Source organism: Nostoc sp. (assembly GCF_036917095.1).
Lineage (GTDB): Bacteria > Cyanobacteriota > Cyanobacteriia > Cyanobacteriales > Nostocaceae > Nostoc.
Genome location: NZ_JBALFH010000044.1, coordinates 465,962 through 484,882, shown reverse-complemented (window position 1 = coordinate 484,882; position 18,921 = coordinate 465,962). Strand labels below are relative to the sequence as shown.

General features: G+C 41.5%; 17 protein-coding genes and 1 pseudogene. 3 read left to right on the top strand and 15 right to left on the bottom strand.

Annotated elements, in window-relative coordinates:
• Positions 1–34: 34 nt before the first annotated feature.
• Entirely contained in the window at positions 35–994 is a 960-nt protein-coding gene (locus V7L01_RS26650) for a Sll0314/Alr1548 family TPR repeat-containing protein (RefSeq protein ID WP_335040149.1), read from the bottom strand.
• 317 nt (positions 995–1,311) lie between these two features.
• On the opposite strand from V7L01_RS26650, the gene V7L01_RS26645 reads away from it, so the two are divergent.
• Positions 1,312–1,986 carry an ABC transporter ATP-binding protein gene (locus V7L01_RS26645; protein ID WP_335040147.1) on the top strand — a complete coding sequence of 225 codons (675 nt, stop codon included), beginning with the start codon at positions 1,312–1,314 and terminating at the stop codon, positions 1,984–1,986.
• A 36-nt stretch (positions 1,987–2,022) separates the two neighbouring features.
• Positions 2,023–2,760, top strand: coding sequence for a 16S rRNA (guanine(527)-N(7))-methyltransferase RsmG (rsmG, locus tag V7L01_RS26640; protein ID WP_335040145.1), 738 nt, complete (start codon positions 2,023–2,025; stop codon positions 2,758–2,760).
• A 98-nt stretch (positions 2,761–2,858) separates the two neighbouring features.
• On the opposite strand, the gene V7L01_RS26635 is transcribed toward rsmG, so the two are convergent.
• The 6 genes and pseudogenes from V7L01_RS26635 to V7L01_RS26610 form a co-directional block, all read right to left on the bottom strand.
• The gene (locus V7L01_RS26635; RefSeq protein WP_335040143.1) at positions 2,859–3,395 is read right to left on the bottom strand and encodes a hypothetical protein; all 537 of its coding nucleotides are present in this window, start codon (positions 3,393–3,395) and stop codon (positions 2,859–2,861) included.
• Between the two features lie 384 nt (positions 3,396–3,779).
• The gene (locus tag V7L01_RS26630; RefSeq protein ID WP_335040141.1) at positions 3,780–4,571 is read right to left on the bottom strand and encodes a superoxide dismutase; all 792 of its coding nucleotides are present in this window, start codon (positions 4,569–4,571) and stop codon (positions 3,780–3,782) included.
• Positions 4,572–4,682: 111 nt separating this feature from the next.
• On the bottom strand, positions 4,683–5,843 hold the full coding sequence (locus V7L01_RS26625; protein WP_335040139.1) for an ABC transporter ATP-binding protein: 1,161 nt from the start codon (positions 5,841–5,843) through the stop codon (positions 4,683–4,685).
• A gap of 52 nt (positions 5,844–5,895) precedes the next feature.
• Positions 5,896–6,057: pseudogene (locus V7L01_RS26620) on the bottom strand (type II toxin-antitoxin system HicA family toxin); the annotation flags it as partial.
• Between the two features lie 65 nt (positions 6,058–6,122).
• A complete protein-coding gene (locus tag V7L01_RS26615) occupies positions 6,123–6,341 on the bottom strand; it encodes a type II toxin-antitoxin system HicB family antitoxin (RefSeq protein WP_322685392.1) in 219 nt (72 codons plus the stop codon).
• A 25-nt stretch (positions 6,342–6,366) separates the two neighbouring features.
• Positions 6,367–7,095, bottom strand: coding sequence for a GUN4 domain-containing protein (locus tag V7L01_RS26610; protein WP_335040137.1), 729 nt, complete (start codon positions 7,093–7,095; stop codon positions 6,367–6,369).
• Positions 7,096–7,371: 276 nt separating this feature from the next.
• Here V7L01_RS26610 and V7L01_RS26605 point away from each other — a divergent pair, with 276 nt between their 5' ends.
• Positions 7,372–8,793: an NADP-dependent isocitrate dehydrogenase gene (locus V7L01_RS26605; protein WP_163939025.1), complete on the top strand. Its 1,422-nt coding sequence runs from the start codon at positions 7,372–7,374 to the stop codon at positions 8,791–8,793.
• A 739-nt stretch (positions 8,794–9,532) separates the two neighbouring features.
• On the opposite strand, the gene mtnA is transcribed toward V7L01_RS26605, so the two are convergent.
• From mtnA to V7L01_RS26565, 8 genes are all read right to left on the bottom strand, one after another.
• Complete coding sequence (gene mtnA, locus V7L01_RS26600) at positions 9,533–10,612, bottom strand: S-methyl-5-thioribose-1-phosphate isomerase (RefSeq protein ID WP_335040135.1); 1,080 nt, start codon at positions 10,610–10,612, stop codon at positions 9,533–9,535.
• A 504-nt stretch (positions 10,613–11,116) separates the two neighbouring features.
• On the bottom strand, positions 11,117–11,848 hold the full coding sequence (locus V7L01_RS26595; protein WP_335040132.1) for a class I SAM-dependent methyltransferase: 732 nt from the start codon (positions 11,846–11,848) through the stop codon (positions 11,117–11,119).
• 952 nt (positions 11,849–12,800) lie between these two features.
• Positions 12,801–14,708 carry a 1-deoxy-D-xylulose-5-phosphate synthase gene (dxs, locus tag V7L01_RS26590; RefSeq protein WP_335040130.1) on the bottom strand — a complete coding sequence of 636 codons (1,908 nt, stop codon included), beginning with the start codon at positions 14,706–14,708 and terminating at the stop codon, positions 12,801–12,803.
• A gap of 540 nt (positions 14,709–15,248) precedes the next feature.
• Entirely contained in the window at positions 15,249–15,695 is a 447-nt protein-coding gene (locus V7L01_RS26585; RefSeq protein WP_335040128.1) for a hypothetical protein, read from the bottom strand.
• 353 nt (positions 15,696–16,048) lie between these two features.
• Positions 16,049–17,011: an aldo/keto reductase gene (locus tag V7L01_RS26580; protein ID WP_335040126.1), complete on the bottom strand. Its 963-nt coding sequence runs from the start codon at positions 17,009–17,011 to the stop codon at positions 16,049–16,051.
• 245 nt (positions 17,012–17,256) lie between these two features.
• Positions 17,257–17,562: a small RNA NsiR4-regulated ssr1528 family protein gene (locus V7L01_RS26575; RefSeq protein WP_100898458.1), complete on the bottom strand. Its 306-nt coding sequence runs from the start codon at positions 17,560–17,562 to the stop codon at positions 17,257–17,259.
• 165 nt (positions 17,563–17,727) lie between these two features.
• Positions 17,728–18,366: a COG4280 domain-containing protein gene (locus V7L01_RS26570; RefSeq protein WP_335040123.1), complete on the bottom strand. Its 639-nt coding sequence runs from the start codon at positions 18,364–18,366 to the stop codon at positions 17,728–17,730.
• Positions 18,367–18,538: 172 nt separating this feature from the next.
• Complete coding sequence (locus V7L01_RS26565) at positions 18,539–18,793, bottom strand: hypothetical protein (RefSeq protein WP_335040121.1); 255 nt, start codon at positions 18,791–18,793, stop codon at positions 18,539–18,541.
• Positions 18,794–18,921 lie beyond the last annotated feature (128 nt).

Below are 18,921 nucleotides of genomic sequence, written 5' to 3'. Positions count from 1 at the left end.
GGGGACTGAATTATTTCCAATGCCCTATAGCCAATTACCCAGGATTCTTCAAACTAACAGCCCTGCTGCGTTCACCCTCAATTTGTTTGACTAAACCGCCTGGAAGTTGGGATTTTTTAGCCAATGCTTTGTCAAAATTAGCGATCGCTTCCTGGATCATCTGCTGGCTTTTTTCTTTTTGCCCCAGCTGTTTAAGAATTTGGGCTTTAAGATAATAAACTTCTGGATTATCTGATGTGGTTGTAATCGCCCGGTTGACATACTCTAGTGCCTGTGGATACCGTTTTAAATCCCGGTAAGCAAGAGCAATACCCCGATCCACTAGATACCGAGGAGCAGCATTTTGTTCTAAACGTCCAATTGCCTGATCTGGGCTAGCAAAAGGCAAATTAACCGCCAATAATAAATCCATATAACCCTTGATTAAATTCAGTTCTGGATCGTTGGCAGAAATTGCTTCGGCTTTGTCTAAATATTCATAAACTTGCCGCAACCGGCTAAAGGCTTCCGGTACACCGTTGACTGTACCCTCACGGCTGATAACTACTGCACCCTCTAAAAAATGGCCAACAGCAGTGTATAAATTACCACGTAATGGATCGCTAGAAATCAGTTTTTGTCCGGTTTCTAGAGTTTTTTTGCTGTATGTGTCTAGTTTAGCCCAATCCTTATTTCCGTATGCTAAAGATGCTTTTATGGCATAAGCTAGAGGTTCATTTGGCTCTTTGGTTAGTGCTTGTTCTAGATAACGCTCTGCTGCTGGATAGTTGCCCTGTTGGAAAATCGCTTTAAAAGCTGCTTCTGTTTGGTCGCCAATTTGATGAGGTTCGCGATTGCGAAACGGATCGCCAGCCAGGGAGGGATTTACCCACAAATTAAGTGCGATTGCCCAAGGGGCAACGCCAAAGGCGATCGCAGCGCCTAAAGCAGTCTGAGCAAGGGTAGTGATTCTCGGAGACACTACTAATCGAGGCGAAGAAAACCTTTTAGTCATTTTAACCCTCAGAATAATTGCGGTTGAAATAGTTGTATGTGTTACTTAGAATGCAAAAATGGTTAATTTTAACTTGCCTCTGCTTCAACCAAAATTTTCTTATATAAAAGTTGACTTTGGTAATTTTTCCATGTTCCCAGGCTGGTTATAGCCAAAGTTTTAAGGGTGAGTCTGCGACAATGGAGAAAAAGTGGATTATTCTGGCTGCTAAATTAAGGTGTTAATCCAGGTAATGCGCTAGAAATTTTTCCAAAATTTCCCAGATGCTCTCAGTGTAGCTAATCAGTAATTTACTGACTTTTTGGTAATTTTAACAAATGCTCTATCTCCGAAATCTAAATTATCATCCCACAGCGTGCCCAACAGCGATTCTCAAATCGATCGATATGGAATTAGCACCCCAGCAGCTAGGTCTGATTATTGGCCCTAGTGGTTCGGGAAAAAGTACCTTACTAGAAATTTTGTCCGGGCTAGCCGAACCCACTAGCGGCGCACTCTTCTGGCGGGAGCAAGAACTCATAGCCGAACAGCTACAACAGTTAGCTGGGTTGGTATTTCAGTTTCCAGAGCGGCACTTTTGTGGTGGTTCAATTTTAGAAGAATTGCGTTTAGGACATCCTGAGTTAGGGTCAGAACGAGTCAGACAGGCCCTGAGCGAGGTTGGATTAGAGCATTTATCGCTCTCCGTCGCCCCCCATGCTTTGAGCGGTGGTCAGCAACGACGTTTAGCTTTGGCAGTACAATTGATTCGCCAGCCAAATTTACTGTTATTGGATGAACCCACAGCTGGGTTAGATTGGTCAATGCGTCGGCAACTGGTAAATTTATTAGCGAAACTGAAACAAGATTGGACGCTGTTGGTAGTGACACACGATGCTGGGGATTTGTTAGCGATCGCAGACCGTTGCTGGACACTCAACCACGGCGAACTACAATCAGTAGACCCAAAGTCACTAGAAGCCAAAGTTAAAGAACCTCTACCAGCAGTATAAAAGGAAAGCAGGGGAAGAAATAATAACTAATGACAAATGACTAACTTATTGCCTGAGATGGCAGAAATCTGGCAGCAAACTCTCAATTGGCAACCAAGTGTCCAACAGCAAGCGCAATTTCAAAAGCTTTATGAGTTAATCCTAGAAGGTAACCGCCAACTAAATTTAACTCGGATCGTTGATCCCCAAGAGTTTTGGGAAAAACATCTCTGGGATTCTCTGCGAGGAATTGCGCCGCAGGGAAAATTTCTCCCACCTCTTGGAGAAACTGCATCTGTGATTGATATTGGCACAGGTGCAGGTTTTCCAGGTGTTCCAGTAACAATTACTGCACCTAATTGCAAAATTACTCTGATGGATTCGACCCGGAAAAAAATTACTTTTATTGAAAAAATCTTAAGTGAAATTGCTCTGACTAATGCCAAAACTCTCGTTGGTAGGGCTGAAGAAATTGGTCAGCAACCCCAACACCGACAAGCCTACGATATTGCCTTTATCCGCGCTGTTGGGACAGCCTCTGTTTGTGCAGAATATGCTCTACCATTACTCAAACAAAATGGTTTAGCCATAATTTATCGTGGTAATTGGACAGAGGAAGAAACCACAGCTTTGCAAAATGCTGTTAACCAGCTAGGTGGTATGATTGAATTAATTGAAGAATTTACTACTCCTCTAAGTAATAGCATCCGTCATTGCCTTTATGTACGTAAGGTAACAAACACACCAGCTAATTTTCCCCGTCCTATAGGTGTACCTTCTCAAAAACCTTTGTAAGGAGGAGTGCGAAAATATGTGTAGACTGTTTGCTAATTTTCACTAATAGGCGACATCGACAATGCCGCCTTTATCCTTATTGAGTTAATGAACTCATCCTATCTAGCAGTGACAAGCTGACCTGTAAAGAAGAATGACCCTCCATTTTGTCCATTACCTTGTAGTGGATTTCCTTGTAGACCAAACAGACGAAGCTCAATTGTCCCTTCTACCGTTTGAGTTCTTGGATTAAAAGTAGCTCTATAATCATTTCTTGCAATACCGCTACCGCCCTTGTTTGAAAGACTAAAGTTGAGTGCCCGACCTGTAATCGCCTTCTTTCCATTACACGCCCAAGTACCCTGAGAAGTGGTAAAAGGATCAAACTGACCCGTAACACCACCTTGGTTTGAGTCACTAGTAATCAAGTTGCCTTCTTCAGTAAGAACGATCAGCGCACGTGAAGCAAACTTTCCACTAGCATCTTTAATTGTCGTAAGGTATGTACCAGCGACAAATTTTCTACAAACTGACAGATCAGAATTGGTATCAATTACAGAGTCAGCCTTTACTTTTTGAATGTTCCAGATATCCAAAATGCTGACTGTAGAAAGTACACCAATTGTCAATCCAAGCAAAGTTTTACGAATTTTCATGAGAAACAGTAGTAAAGAATTTATCGAACTCTACTTAAAAACATATACATAAACAAGAAATATTTTTGGTAAATTTTGGTTAATTTTTAATTAAAAATATGCAATGCAATGGCTTTGCTTACTATAGGAATCAATATTTTATTTTTGAAATTATCTACTTGCTGCGCGAAGTGTAATAGGTAGGCAGTGGGGAGGAGGAAATATGGAATCAGTCTTTTCGAGTTTAGGGTGAGCTTTGTCAGAAATCAAATCATAGTCCTATACAAGCGAATCATTCTGAAAAAATGAATGACGATTACCTTATCACATCTAAAAAAATGGCAGCAGAATATTGTTTCTGTTGCCAGTTTTTAAGCGCCTATAACTCTCAAATATTGTCTAGTTTCAGGCAAGTTTACTTGCTACTGCAAATCGCTTGTTAATCTCATCCCAATTAATCACATTCCACCAAGCATCTAAATAATCGGCGCGGCGATTCTGGTAATTGAGATAATATGCATGTTCCCATACGTCATTACCCAAGATAGGATATTTACCTGCACTTAAGGGACTATCTTGGTTAGCTGTAGTTGTCACTTCCAACTTGCCACCTTTGTTACGCACTAGCCAAACCCAACCACTACCAAAACGACCAGCACCAGCTTCATTAAACTGTTTCTTGAAAGCTGCAAAAGAGCCAAAATTCTGATTAATCGCGGAGGCTATATTTCCCGTTGGTTCTCCCCCACCTTTTGGCTTCATAATTTGCCAGAACATTGAGTGGTTCACATGACCACCGCCATTATTGCGTACTGTATTGCGAATATTTTGTGGTACATTGTCAAGTTTTTGCAACAGTTCTTCAACACTTTTGCCTTTGAGTTCTGGATGTTTGGCTAACGCTGCATTTAGGTTTTTCACATAAGTTGCGTGGTGTTTATCGTGGTGAAATTGCATCGTTTTGGCATCGATGTGTGGTTCCAGTGCTTCGTAGGCGTAAGGTAAAGGCGGTAGTTGGATAGCCCCTGTTATATTTGGTGTTGTATTTGCTGTTGTATTTGGTGTTGTATTTGGTGTTGTCTCGGAAGTTGCAGTGTTTCCCTGAGGAGATTTCTCTGCCAATGCACAAGCATCTAATGCAAAAGCACCCGCTCCTGATGTGAGTAAAAACAAGAAATGGCGTCGATTAATAGTCATATAAGTTTTTGCAGCTAATCCATTAAGTCTCTATTGCAGTTATTATTTTCTTAGATTCTGGCTACAAAAAATTGGGAATTAGTGATTATTTATGGCAGTTAAAAAAATTATTTATAAGATTCTGTCTCCAGTTTTGGGATCGAATACAAACAATTGATTTAAATCGAGTTGTAGAGAAAGGCGATCGCCTGGACGCGGACGCACATCCCCGCCTACCTGAATATTTAACACCACCGGAGAACTAGGTAAGCCAGCACGAATCAAAGTTTCCCTTCCCAAAGGTTCCACCACCTTAACTTCCACGATCAGCTGACCCTCATTTACTTCTTGGCGCTCTTCTCTACGAGAGGCTGCGCCAAGGCGACTTGGTGAATCAGCGCCGTAGGCGACTGTGAACCCGGAGGGCGGTTCGTTAATAAAAATATGCTCTGGGCGAATCCCCAAATCATAACTGTGTCCTTGACGCAACTGTAATTTTTTCACAACTGCTGGAATTGCTAATAACTGCCCACTCACATCAAAACCATTACTTTCATAGATTGCAGGCAAAATATTCATTGGTGGACTGCCTAAAAAAGTTGCCACCATCTGATTAGCAGGACTTGCATAAATAGTTTGGGGATCGCCGATTTGTTGAATTCGCCCGCGATTTAGCACGACAATTTTATCAGCCAAAGTCATCGCTTCAACTTGATCGTGGGTGACGTAAATAGTTGTAATGCCTAATTCTTGATGTAGCTGTTTCAATTCAGCCCTTGTATCATCGCGTAATTGGGCATCTAAATTAGATAAAGGTTCATCAAGTAAAAACACTTGTGGTTCGCGAGCGATCGCTCTCCCTAATGCTACCCGTTGTTGCTGTCCCCCAGAAAGTTGTTTGGGCTTACGATCCAGCAGGTGATCCAGAGAAAGCGATCGCGCCACATTCATCACCCGTTCTTGAATGATTTTCCGGTCAACCTTCCGCATTTGCAACCCAAAGCCGATGTTTTCCGCCACACTCATGTGAGGATAGAGAGCGTAGTTCTGGAACACCATCGCCACATCCCGTTGTCTGGCTGGGATATTATTCACCAAGCGATCGCCAATATAGAGATTGCCAGATGTAGCGGTTTCTAAACCTGCGATCGTTCGCAAAATTGTAGACTTCCCACAACCCGATGGCCCAACTAAAACCCAAAATTCGCCATCAGGAATTTCAAAGGTAATATCCTCAATAGCGGTAACATTATTGAATCTACGCTTAATATCTTCTAGACGAACATTTGCCATTATCTAATTTGAGATTGTGGATTTGGGATTAGTGGAAAACTTCCCAAGTCTATTATTCCAGCAAACCTATAAACTCTTCCCTTGTAAGTTCAACATCGCGTAGTATTTTGCGTAATAATCCTTTACCTATTGTTTTACCAGCATGAACAGGAATAGTTACTAACCGCCCATCTTCATGTTGCATTTGTACATGAGAGCCTTTTTGACGCACCGCATGAAATCCTTTTTCTCAAGGGCGTTAGATAACTGTTTTACCTGTTAAAACTGGTAGTTTTGGCATTAAATTACTACCTTTTGAATACCTATAAATTCTGGTATTTTTTCATCACTTGTTGTTTCTAAACAAAGTTCAATTACTTCTTTCATATTAACCATCAACTCATCAATTGTTTCTCCCTGACTGTAACAGGCTTTTAGCTGAGGAACTTCTCCAACATAGTAGCCATCTTCATCCCGTTCAATGATGACGTAGAATTCTCGGTTCGTGGGATTAATCATAATCTATTTGTACGTAGGCTCAAAATCATTTTTCTGGATTCTTCGACCAAGCAGGGTGAGAGAGTAAAGAAGCAAAGACTCGTACTCCCCGAAGCTGATTAGAGAGGGGTAAATGACCTCTAGGCGCACTCAAATCCCAGGTAAACTCGTTAGGGTATCGCGTCCAGGTATTACCTGTTTTCCAGCCAATTTTCGGCCAGAAATTCTCCCAATTTTTACCCAAACTTAACCAGATTTCTCGCTGCACTGAAAAACCAAATTTACCTTCGGAGTGGACTAACCAGAGGTTGTTAATGGTTTGCAAGTCAACAGCCGAGGTATTTTCTACCTCAGTAAAGTACAACCATTTTCGTTGTACAGCCGTTGGCCCTGATAGTTCGCACATTTTTTCGATGGTGACGCGATCGGCTGCTTGGAAGTCTTGAACAGCAAGTAGCTGTTGCAAAGAATTATAGTTAATCCCGCACTCTGATTTTAGAGGTACAATTCCTTCAGGAAAACAGGAGCGCAAAAATTCTTTGACTTGAGGTGCATCAGAACTGTAAAGGACTTGGTAAGCTTTGCCATCAATCCAAGTCGCTGGGTTCTCACGTCGTTTCAGTAAAAATTCCATCAACACGTCTAATCCCTCATTACCCAACTCAGCTAACTGTGGGATTATCTGTTGTTGGACTTTTTCAGACCCAGCGATTAACGGTTGTCGGAGGGAGTCGATGTCATTTGCAGGGCCTGATAAAATCATTGGGTCTGTCATGCCATTCTTGTGTTAACGGTCAGTGAAAGAGCGGTAAGCTATCGGGCATTCTCTAAAGTGAAGCACTGATAGCGAAAAGTAGTTTACTATTTTTGATCGTACAAAATTGCGATCGCTTCACTGAAATCCCACACTTAATCCCCAAATAATGTACAAGGGGAATAGGGGGAAAATCTGTGCCTTATGGCTTGGCGAACAAAAGACATAGCAAAATATACAAGCCTGCCACATAAGGATTTTTTGAATAGCAGCGTATCGATTAGGAGTGTGTGAACGATGTACGAAAAGATTACCCCCCCCGCAGCCGGAGCAAAAATCACCTTCAAAAATGGTGAACCAATCGTACCGGACAATCCAATTATCCCCTTTATTCGCGGCGATGGTACAGGTATAGACATCTGGCCTGCTACCCAAAAGGTGTTAGATGCTGCTGTAGCCAAAGCATATAAGGGTCAGCGTCAAATTAGCTGGTTTAAGGTTTACGCTGGGGACGAAGCTTGTGATTTATACGGTACTTATCAGTATTTACCTCAAGATACTCTAACAGCAATTGAAGAATATGGTGTAGCTATTAAAGGGCCTTTGACTACTCCCATTGGGGGAGGAATTCGTTCTTTAAATGTAGCGCTGCGGCAAATTTTTGACTTGTATGCTTGCGTGCGTCCTTGCCGTTACTATGCAGGTACGCCCTCACCTCACAAAAATCCCGAAAAGCTGGATGTAATTGTTTATCGGGAGAACACGGAAGATATTTATTTAGGCATTGAGTGGCGACAAGGTAGCGAAATTGGCGATCGCTTAATTAAAATTCTCAATGAAGAACTGATCCCCGCCACCCCAGAACATGGGAAAAAACGCATTCCTCTTGATTCTGGTATTGGCATCAAACCCATCAGCAAAACTGGTTCCCAGCGCTTAGTCAGACGTGCCATCAAACACGCTTTGCTATTGCCCAAAAACAAGCAACAAGTGACTTTGGTGCATAAGGGCAACATCATGAAGTACACCGAAGGCGCTTTCCGCGATTGGGGTTATGAACTAGCAACTAGTGAATTTCGCCAAGAAACTGTTACAGAACAAGAATCTTGGATTTTGAGTAACAAGGAAAAAAATCCGAATATTTCCTTGGAAGAAAACGCCCGCCAGATTGAACCTGGGTTTGATAATCTCACTCCAGACAAGAAAGCGCAAGTTGTCAAGGAAGTCGAAACTGTTCTTAACACAATTTGGGCAACCCACGGCGATGGCAAATGGAAAGAGAAAGTTTTGGTGAATGACCGGATTGCTGATAGTATTTTTCAACAAATCCAAACCAGACCGGATGAGTATTCGATTCTGGCGACGATGAACTTAAACGGCGATTATTTGTCTGATGCTGCTGCCGCCATTGTTGGGGGATTGGGAATGGGGCCAGGAGCAAATATTGGTGATTCTAGTGCGATATTTGAAGCCACCCACGGCACTGCACCCAAACACGCTGGCTTAGATCGGATTAATCCGGGTTCAGTGATTTTGTCTGGTGTGATGATGCTGGAATTTATGGGTTGGCAAGAAGCCGCAGACCTAATTAAGAAAGGTTTAAGCGATGCGATCGCCAATAGTCAAGTGACTTACGATTTAGCCCGGTTGCTGGAACCGCCAGTTGAACCCTTAAAATGTTCTGAATTTGCCGACGCAATTATTCAGCATTTTGGTTAATTTTATTAGGGTTAAGTCGAATTACCCCACCCTAACCCTCCCCTTGTAAAGGGGAGGGAACTGGATTTCTTGTTTCCCCCCTTTATAAGGGGGGATTAAGGGGGGTAATTTGACTTGTATATACACGCTTTTTTAAGGACGATTAGAGGGGATCAACAAATATTTAATACTTCTCAGACATCCTCTGATAAATAAACCATTTTAAAAAAGCGAAATGGCATTTTATTTGCAAAAAACACCAAAATCAGAAAGCGAACTGGGGTTTGAGTAAGTCAAATGGCATTTTGAGAAAGCAAAAGCTTCTTTGACTTGCGGAAAACACCAAAATGAGAAAGGAAACTGGGATTTGAGAAAGTCAAAGCTTATTTTGAGAAAGTAATTGCGGATTTTGCTTATTGAATTTAGTCCAAATATGAAGTTTAGATAAAATTATTGAAAAAATTGCTGATAAATTTTGATCCGTCAGATTTCAATACGGTTCAGATAAGGTTTTTTGATGACACGCGGCTAATCCCAAAGACGCGATAAATCGCCGTCTTTACAAGAATCAGTCCTTTGTAGAGACGGCGATTTATCGCGTCTCTTGCCTTAACCGAACCGTATTGCGTCAGATTTTAAAGTAGTCAAAAAACAAAGTCCCCGGCTTTTCTAAAAAGTCGGAGATTTTTTTGGGGCAATCCCCTATAAAGTTTCCGTCATTCGGATTTAGAGTTATCGAGAACTCGGCGCAAGTTCTCCATTAATTCGGATTTAACCCAACCGGTAATTGCTGTAACTGTGATTTAGCTAATTTATCAGGTGCGATCGCTCCATTCTCTGTAATGATGGCTGTAATTAACTCAGCTGGAGTCACATCAAAAGCTGGGTTGTAAAAATCTACACCCGCAGGTGTGAGAATAGTATCACCAACTTGATAGATTTCTGTTGGTTCGCGTTCTTCAATGGGAATTTTGCTACCATCGGCTAATTCAAAATCAACGGTGGAAAGGGGTGCAGCGACAAAAAAGGGGATATTATGTGCTTTAGCTGCGATCGCAACACTATACGTACCAATTTTATTAGCAGTGTCACCATTAGCAGCAATGCGATCGGCACCCACGACTACAGCATGAATCAAACCCTGTTTCATGCAATGGGCTGCCATATTATCAGTAATTAATGTAACTGGAATACCTTCTTGCACACATTCCCAAGTGGTGAGTTTTGCACCTTGCAAACGAGGACGAGTTTCATCGGCAAATAAACGTTCTAAACGTCCTTCTCTCCAAGCAGAACGCACAACCCCCAAGGCTGTGCCATAACCAGCAGTAGCTAATGCCCCAGCGTTACAGTGAGTAAGTAGCGTCAGCTTTTCTGGGGTAGTAGGCAAGACTGCTAAACCATTGTCGCCAATCGCTTGACAGGTTTGCAAATCTTCAGTATTAATCGCTTGGGCTGTTTGGAAAAGGGTTTGCTTGATTTCTTCTACTGTTCCCAGAGTTTCATAAGCGGCTTTCAGCATCCGACTAATTGCCCAAAATAAATTTACCGCCGTCGGACGAGTAGAACGCAACAACTGGGCTACTTTATCTAAGTGTTGCAAAAATTCGGTGCGATCGCTAGTCTTAATTTCCCTTGCACCAAGATACATTCCATAAGCCGCAGCCACACCAATTGCTGGCGCACCTCGGACAATCATAGTTTTAATCGCCCGCGCCATATCTTCACTGCGGTGAATTTCCACAAATGTATATTCGTTGGGTAAGCGCGTTTGGTCAATTAGTGACACTGAGTCGTTGTGCCAAATAACGGGATAAACTTGGTTTGAGGAAAGTGTCATAAAAAAAGCTAATTAGTGGATAGGCAATATTTTTTACTTTAATATACCCTGATGATTTCATTTTAAAAACCATTCAATTCACTATTTCTAGCTTTTTATGATTTTGCTGCCCGGATAGTTACTTTATCAAGTACAATTCTTGCTGAGAAGACGTTTATGCAAATTTAGTATTCTGTGTTCTTATTTCTACTTTTTAACCCAGTGTCCCTACGTCTTTTTGCACTTTCGCATATGTTGACGCTATGAAGTGCGGAATGTGGGATATAAATGACCGATTATAGATACCAAATCGGTGGCAGTCCTACAGTTAATTCACCTAGCGGACAAACATTTCTGACTAAAAATATTTGTCAATTAATTATTGATTATAGGAAAGAAATAGAAAATGAGGTTATTTCTATTTCTTTGGTTTAAGAAGTTTTTAACTTCAAATGGGTAAATAAACAACTTTATTCCCTAAATTTTGCCTTAACAAAGACAATAGGTTCAAGGAAACTCAAAAACTTAAAGTGAGGCGATAAATGTTAAGCTTGCCATATATGTTCCAACAAAGATACTGGAATAATCAGTATTGCTGTCGGGAATAAACCAGTCAGGAATTGCCTTCTGCTGTCGAACTTTTTCATGCAAACCTATTTGGAGAGATATATTCTCGTGAACAATTTTTGCATTAGCACTTTCTACCATTTTTTCTACTGACTTTTGCAGCCATTCTGCTCTAACGAACAGAGTGTGAGACGGATGATCTCCATAGCAAAAAGGCACAATAATGACAAGATATCCTCTTTGACTTATTATTTTATCTACACAGAATTGAATAATTTCTTGGTCGTCTTTTTTTTCTTCAGTTTCTTTGTTAACGCTGTGAAATAACAAACCTGCTAACACAACTGCATCAAATTTTTGATTTTTATCAGCAAGTTGAGACAAAAAATCTGATAAATCATTAGTAATGAACTTTCTATTAGGGTAAGCTTTTAAACAGTATTCAATAGCAGAATCACTGTGATCGATTCCAAGGTAGTCACATCGATCGGGTAGATATTTGCTTAAAGCTCCGTTACCGCATCCTAAATCTAACAAAGAGAATGATTCATCTTTAAACACGTTATCCAGAAAAGAAGCTGCGGGTGTATATCGTGTAGTATTTTCCGGTGCTTCAAAATAAGAATAATAGTCGTCTTGAAAACGTTCTTCTTCCGATGTTTTGCGCTCAGGAACTAGATTTGTAATCATCAAAACCTCACTTTATTTATGTAACTTAGAAAAAAATGACATGATAATAACTTGACATCCTCACAAAATGAGGATGAAAGTAACGTTAAATAAGTGCCAGCTTGCTGATGCGATATCACTTATCTACTTTGTTACCAGTTACACATTGATTGTAAAGATAACAAAGTTAAAATTCTCTATTCCGTAAGAAATATATATAACAATAATTATGATTAAAAATCATATTAATCCACCAAAAAATCACTCTTAGGTAGAATGTAAATAACTACCCAAAATGCAAAATGAGCGGATCTTAACCATTACTAAGGGAGATCCGAAAAATAAAATCCAAGTGCCGTTTCTTTTGATTTTTCTCCAAAAGCTAAGTTGTTGAGACACTTGTCTCAGCAAGCGAGCAGAAGACAGTCATCCTCTGGATTTAGAACAGATTTTTAAGTTAGATGAATTGAGATATGCTTGCGATCGCGTGTGAGATTATCTGCGGGCAAGTGCAGAGAGAAAAGAGAGCGCTCACTCTTTATACAAAGAAACCTTATATATCTAACTTTTTAAATATGATTCTTATATAAATATGATTCAGGTTCTTAGTTGTTGTTTCGTTGGCAATAGAATAGATTATTCTAATTCCTTGTGTCAAGGCTGATTGAGATGCTTTTACCCTGCGAGCTGGACGCTGAAAAAATGATTTCTAACAACTACCACTTGCGAATACAGATAACATGAAAATCCAATTTTTAAACTTGCAAGATGTAACCGCTTACCGCGAACTGCGTTTACAAGCGTTGAGTGAGTCCCCTTTTAATTTTATTGCGATTGGTGAAGGTAGTTAAGTAGAAAAGTTTTCCTAAATTTGATATCCCTCTTCTTAGGAGAGGGATATAGCGATCGCCCACTACCAAAGAAGTAAATTGCATTTACTCAAGTGTGGGCGATTCATTTTACAAAGGATTAACTAAACCACAGCAGATACTTGCTGCTTAAAAAAAGCTTGCAACACTCTCTCTGCTATTTGATGGCTAGTTAAACCTAGTTCTGTCTTAGATTCATTGGGTTCAGCATGATCTACTAACACATCTGGCACACCGAATCGCTTCACAGGAACGAGAATATCTGCATCTAGTAAAGCTTCAGCGATCGCACTACCAAACCCACCCATCACACAGCCTTCCTCCAAGGTGATGACGCGGCCGATTTTCTCAGCTAAAGGCAAAATCAACTCGGTATCCAAAGGCTTAACAAAACGGGCATTAATTACAGTTGCTTCAATGCCGTGTTCGCTGAGAATTTCAGCAGCTTGCATCCCTGGATAGACCATTGTCCCATAGGCAACGATTAACACGTCATCGCCAGTGCGGAGAATTTCGCCTTTGCCAATTTCTAACGGTTCCCAACCTTCCTCCATCAATGGGACGCCGTAGCCATTGCCACGAGGGTAGCGCATAGCGATCGGCCCACTCGTATGGTTAACACCAGTTACTACCATACGTTGAAGTTCTGCTTCGTCTTTGGGTGCCATTATTGCTATGTTGGGAATGCAACGCAGATAGGCAATGTCATACATACCTTGGTGGGTGGGCCCATCAGATCCAACAATTCCTGCCCTATCTAAGCAGAAAAATACTGGCAGATTTTGGATGCAGACATCGTGAATTATCTGGTCATAAGCGCGTTGCAGGAAAGTAGAATAAATGGCAGCTACGGGGCGCATCCCTTGAGTTGCAAGTCCTGCTGCTAGGGTGATTGCGTGTTGTTCAGCGATGCCGACATCAATATATTGATTGGGCAGTTTTGCTTGAAGTTTATCTAAACCTGTCCCTGTTGCCATCGCCGCAGTAATCCCGACGATTTTCGGGTTTTGTTCGGCAAGTTTTACCAGAGTGTGAGAAAAGACTTTGGCATAAGCTGGGGGTTTGGGTTTGCTGGAAGGAATGGCTTTGCCAGTTGCTACGTTAAAGGGGCTTTGGGCGTGGTAGCCAACTTGATCTAGTTCGGCAATTTCATAGCCTTTGCCCTTGACTGTTGCTACATGTACCAAAACTGGGCCTGGTATTTGATGTGCTTGTTGGAAGGTGGCAATCAATTCTTCGAGATTATGCCCATCGACTGGCCCAATGTAGGTAAAGCCGAGTTCTTCAAAAACTGCACCTACCTTGGGAACAGCCAAGCGTTTCATCCCTTCTTTGATGCGTCCGAGTTCGGGAGACAAGGATTCACCCACGAAGGGAATTTGCTTAAATTGTTCTTCAAGATTATCTTTAATAAATTGCACCGGTTGGCTGAGACGCATTTTGTTCAGATAACGCGGAATCGCACCGACGTTGCGAGATATAGACATGTCGTTGTCGTTGAGAACAACCAATAGGTTAGTTTTCGGCATGTGTCCGGCATGGTTGATGGCTTCTAAAGCCATACCCCCAGTCAGCGCCCCATCGCCAATAACAGCAACGGCTTTAAATTTTTCTCCTTTCAAGTCTCGCGCTAAAGCCATACCCAATGCTGCTGAAATACTTGTAGAAGCATGTCCAGCCCCAAAGTGGTCAAACTTGTTTTCACAGAGTTTGAGATAACCTGCAACTCCGTCTTTTTGTCTAAGGGTGTGGAAGCGATCGTAGCGTCCTGTAAGCAGCTTGTGGGGATAAGCCTGGTGTCCTACATCCCAAATCACTTTATCCCGATCTAAGTCGAGTGTCTGGTAAAGTCCTAGTGTTAATTCGACAACACCCAACCCTGGCCCTAAGTGCCCACCATTCACTGCTACGGTTTGGAGATGCTTATCTCGAATCTGACGGGCAATCTGTTGTAGTTGGCGAACAGATAAACCGTGCAACTGATTAGGATGGGTGATTTCGCTCAGATGCATATTATAGGGTTTTCCTCTCTAACTTCAGGTTTTCGGTATTTTGATTTTCCCACGGCCGGGTTGTTCACATAATCAGACTCTTACATTGTTACTAAGTTGTAGCGGAAAGTATAACTTCGTAATTGATAATGGTGAAAAATTTGTTACTCATTAACAATTCTTCCAACAAGATTACAATTAGTTAAAACCACAGCACTTTTGTCAATAAGTGATGATACTTAAAAATAGATTTTAGCTCGTATAAAAAGCAAATATCCCAGCAGCAGTTTGCGGAAATTTCTTAACTAGATCGCTCACTTTAACTAAACTCAGTATTTTTTTAGTAAAATAAACCTTCTAAATTAATAATTATAAAATTTTGTCTTACTTCTGAGATAACTAGCAAATAATATGCGGATTAGAACACAGCACAAATATAAATTAATCTGTGTAATAATTTAGACTTTCCTAAATTATTTATAAACAGCAAGATTCCCGACTTTTTACAATAGTCGGGAATCTAAGGCTTTCTTTCGATTTGAACGAAATCAAATAGGATTGCTATTTACCAAAAGCATCCTTGATATTATCAACGGTACGTTCAACAACATTCTTTGTCTTGTCTACTGCTTCTTTAGTCCGAGCGGCATCTTCGTCTGCTCTTCTTTGAATTGTAGCCGCATCTCTCTTTGCTTTGCGCTCAACAGCACTACCATCGTCTGTTGCTCGATCGACTTTACTGGCGTTGCTCTTTGCAGCGTCCTTAACTTTATCTTTTGTATCTTCGATGAAATTTTTGGCTCTTCCAGCATCTTTACTGGTTTTTTCTTGAACTTTATCGCCTGCGTCTGATGATGCAATCAAGGTTGCAGTAGGAGCAGCCATTGCTGAAGTGTTCGATAAAAATGCACCTTGCCAAACAAAAGCGATCGCTAACATACAAAACAGTGTTGTAGCCATCCAGCGTTTTACCGTAGAAAGCTGTTTTGTAACATAATTCAATTTCATAGAATACAATCTCAATGTGACTTAGTATACTATTTCTACTTCATTTAGTTTGTTCGCCATATCGTTCCCTAGATAGAAGTTCTTGCGTCATTAGTTATTAAACGAATTCACTATTTTGATAGATTGAATTTTGAGTAAAGATTTTTTTGCTAGTAATTAAGGATCGAATTCAAAAGTTTACAGATTTTAGACATGAGCTTAGACGCGTAGCGGCTTGTGGTTAAACATCGCACTTAGAAAAAAATCAGCGATCGCTGTTCAGTTAATTAACTTGCGATCGCATACTAAACTACAAAATTTTTTAGTGTTGTATCATCATGTAAACTTACTCTAGATACAACACTAAAAAACCATTACGCTGACATCAATTGCTGGAGGCGCTGTGGCTCCTCTCCTAGCCAATCTGGATTTTGGGCAGTGCTATCGAAAATTGATGAGGTTTTAAAAGGTTCAAACTCGCCACGCGATGCCGCTTCTGCCGTTTTTGCTAAAAGCGATCGCACCTGCTCGTCGTTCATTGGCTGGAACGTCTGCACTGCTTCAAAAGCTTGGTCTAGAATCTTCATGCTGTCGATTCCGGTAATTACAACCGATGTGGGCAGATTCAAAGCATAGTGTAAACATTCAATTGGCGTTACAGTCTTTGACCGTAAAAGAATACCGTTTGCCAAGCTTTTCATTCCCAGAACGCCGATGTTTTGCTTAACCAGTTCTGGCACAACCAGCTTTGCAAAACTCCGATAGTGGGCATCCATCACATTGAGCGGCATCTGCGCTGTATCAAATTTAAACCCGTTAGTGGCTGCAACTTCTAGCATGTGCAGATGAACATAGGGGTCTTTGTGCCCGGTGAAACCAATATATCGGAGTTTGCCAGCTTCTTGCGCCTCAATGAAGGCTGCATTCGCCCCTTCTCGATCAAAAACTCGATGTGGGTCTTCATGCCGAAGGATTTCGTGGTGCTGAACGAGATCGATGCAATCAACTTGCAGGCGTTGGAGTGATTCGTCTAGCTGTTTTGCTGCTGCTTTTTTAGAGCGACCATCGATTTTCGTCATCAGGAATACTTTGTCTCGATAGCCATCGCGCAGCGCTTTTCCCATGCGAATCTCGCTGACTCCACCGTTGTAATCCCAACTGTTATCCATAAAGGTGATGCCGCGATCGATGGCTGTTCTGACAATGCGGATACCCAGTTCTTCATCAACGTGCTTTAAGGCGATGTGCCAACCACCCAATCCGATCGCAGAAACTTTCTCTCCTGTACTGCCGAGGACTCGGTATTGCATTTCTGAATTTGACGTAGTTCCTGACATGTGTTCTCCAAGTCTATCAGCTATTACTTAAGTACATATAGCCATCTGCCAATTCAAACACAAGGAATATCTGACAAAATCTTGCTGAAGATACACTTTTCAACCCGATCGGGAAAGAACTAAAGAAATCAAAATACCGATGGCAATTTGGGATGTTTGAGGTAAACAATTGAGGGCACAGTATTGCTGTGCCCCTACAACATATTTGGTTAAAATAAATGAAAACTGTTGTAAAACATTAACAATTATTTACCACTATAAAAAAAGGCAATTTCTTTTTCTTTTAGGGGCGCGAAACCGGCATCTACAAGTAATTGATCGAGTTCTGCTTGGGGAATATGTTTTGCACCAATTCGCACAATGCGCGATCGCATAGTATTAGATACGCCACTGCGCTGTCTATTGCCTTCTAGCGCCATAACTTTACCATAAAGTTCTAGCTTGGCAGGTGGAATGGGAGAACCATCAAAATCAATTCCCTGTGCGATCGCTTCATCAATAGCATCAGCACCTGTGGTGGTTTGATTTCCTGGGTTAGTTTCGGTAGGCATGGTGATTTACTCTTCTTCGCTATGGGTAGATTTTACCAGCCTTGTTGACACCAAACCCGCCTACTGACTTTTTTGCTAGCGATGATTAATTGCAATTCCTTCTGTCTTGGCGTGAGAAATTTACAAAACAAAACGCTTGGGTTATTAACTCAAACGTTTTGTCACTTAACCGATCGCTTCCTCTGTTTTTTGTAAACTAACTCGCCAGCGCCAAATTGCCGAGGCGATCGCCATACCCACACCCCAAGCTAAAGGCAACCAAATAATAGCCCAGTGACCACCAGGCCATTCCACATTCAATCCTGCACCCAGCCAATAAACACCAAATCCCATCAGCAGCATTGCCGCCACAAATTTCATTGGTTTGACTGGTACTTGCTGGAGTGGCGTTCTGAATAATAAGGCAAACACAATTAAACTAAATGCCGCAAAACCAGCGCCACTAATTGCTTCTAGCCATTCACTTTCGGCAGCACCCAGAGTTACAACTGCGATCGCTACTTCTATACTATCCAACAACGCACCCTTAAAGGTGGTGACAACAGCAAACCAGTTCCAGCCAGATTGATTCTCATCTTTTGCTAGTTGCTTTTCCAGGCTATCTTCCCCGCCACCTTTACGCTTTTTGGGAAGACCGGCATAATACCTAACTATAGAACGCGTCCACTTTTGCCCAAAAAGTAGCAGTAAAACTCCCGCCACAATTCTGAGAATATCTACAGGGATCAGCGTCAGACTTTTTCCTAAGATCAGAGATAGCAGTAACGTTAAAGCAATGCCACCGCCTGAACCAACCAAGGGCATTACGCCAACCTGCCAACCTGCCGACAACGAGGACTATACCGAGAATCTCGACTAATTCAATTAAAGAGCTAGCAAAACTAGCGAGAACAATTTCCCAATTCATAATACTTTTGATACCCAATCGTAGGGCAACACGATTCAGTTAATCACATTTGATTAGGTAGTCAACAGATTAATCACGAGCTTGTCGCGTCACCAAACCGCCAACAAACGCGCCTAAGATACTACCTGTCCATAGCCCTGTTGTGCTACCTTGCCATACTGCTCCTGGTGTAATCCAAGCGTTGCACATCTCCTTTAAACCCCAAGGTTGATTTTGACACTTTTGGCTATGCAGCATCATGGTAATTTGCCCACTGGTGTAACCACCAAAAAAACCTGCTGATAGCGCCAAAAAAGTGCAAATTAAAATTCTATTTTTTGTCATTAGTCATTAGTCATTAGTCATTAGTCATTAGTCATTAGTCATTAGTCATTAGTCATTAGTCAAGAGTTAAAAATTCTTCCCTTGCCTCCTCTGCTCCCTCATCCCCCATTCCCCACTCCCCATTCTCA